Origin of the sequence: Serpens gallinarum (genome assembly GCF_014836765.1) — a bacterium.
GTDB classification, from domain to species: Bacteria; Pseudomonadota; Gammaproteobacteria; order Pseudomonadales; family Pseudomonadaceae; genus Serpens; species Serpens gallinarum.
Genome location: NZ_JACSQG010000027.1, coordinates 1 through 1,182, shown reverse-complemented (window position 1 = coordinate 1,182; position 1,182 = coordinate 1). Strand labels below are relative to the sequence as shown.

At 62.4% G+C, this 1,182-nt stretch carries 2 protein-coding genes; both read left to right on the top strand.

Annotation, left to right across the window (positions count from 1 at the left end):
* Window positions 1–349: fatty acid desaturase (locus tag H9642_RS18230; RefSeq protein WP_251837872.1), on the top strand; the 349-nt coding region annotated here is incomplete at its 5' end.
* A 48-nt stretch (window positions 350–397) separates the two neighbouring features.
* On the top strand, window positions 398–1,135 hold the full coding sequence (locus H9642_RS18225) for a 2OG-Fe dioxygenase family protein (protein WP_251837871.1): 738 nt from the start codon (window positions 398–400) through the stop codon (window positions 1,133–1,135).
* Window positions 1,136–1,182 lie beyond the last annotated feature (47 nt).

Genomic DNA, 1,182 nt, shown 5'->3' with positions numbered 1-1,182 from the left:
CACAGAGGCCATCGTGCGGCTACGGAACATCTCGGAGCATTTCGGCCTGCCTGACCGGGAACTGATCCACCCCACGCGGACTGTCGAGACGGCGTCCTGGTGCAGGTTCGTGCTGGGGATGCACAACGCAACGCATCACGTCGAGCACCACTTGTTCCCGTCCGTACCATTCTATAACCTCGGTGCGCTGCGAGCCCTGCTCGTCGAGCAGCCCGCCTACTTGATCTCCACGCACACCACAAGAGGCTTCAGGAATGTCCTTCGAGAATGCATGGCGTCGGCGGACCTGCGTACGACCCGCGGGTCAAGAGCTCTCATTCATTTCGACCATCGCACCGAGCGCTGGTAAATCGCCAATACGCTCGCAACCATCATCAATGGAAAGGGTAGATATTCCATGAGTACCGCAGTTCCCACAGATCTCATCGGTGCGATCACGCAGGATGGTTACGCCTTCAGAGCAGGATCGGACGTTATCGCGAGCCTCCCGGAGGGAGCGGATCTCGATGCCTTCGTCGCAAACTGGGATACGCTCGGCCCGGACGAGTACCTCCAGGGTGACAAGGTGTTCCGTCACCGTCGTTATGGCCAGCTGGGATTCGTCCCGATCGCCGGAGCCATCCGCCTGCTCCCCGCGGGGGCATACTTTCAGTCCGAGGAGATCAACGCGTACGCAGGTGGGATCCAGCGGGTGTTCCCCCCGCTCACAGAGGCGTTCGTCGCAGACCCCGTGTTTCAGCACCTCGTGCGGTCGTCGTTCTCCGTCTCCGAGGTCGAGCGCCAGTTCATGGACCAGGAGTGGACCGTCGACATCCACCTGTTCCGACTCACCGCCGAGGGGCCGGAGCCGACGCACCCGACCCCGGAGGGTGTGCTCCGGGACGGCTTCCCGATGGGTGCCCTCCACATGGTCCGTCGTCAGCGGATCCAGGGCGGGGTATCCCACATCTACTCGATGGGACAGGAGCTGGTCGCCACCTCAAACCTCGAGGACCTGCTCGACACGTTCTACTGCTACGACGACCGCGTCATGCATTCCGCGACGCCCATCTACGCGACGACGCAGGAACCGGGGCACCGTGACGTGCTGGTCTACGGGTTCCATCTTCCTGGCACGAAGTATGCGCGTGACTGAGCTTCTTCAGGCTCGTGCTGACGGCGACGCGATCAAGGGTCCGGACC

Excerpts from the sequence above, each read along its gene's own strand:
- H9642_RS18225 (WP_251837871.1), top strand. The coding sequence starts at position 398 with ATGAGTACCGCAGTTCCCACAGATCTCATCGGTGCGATCACGCAGGAT.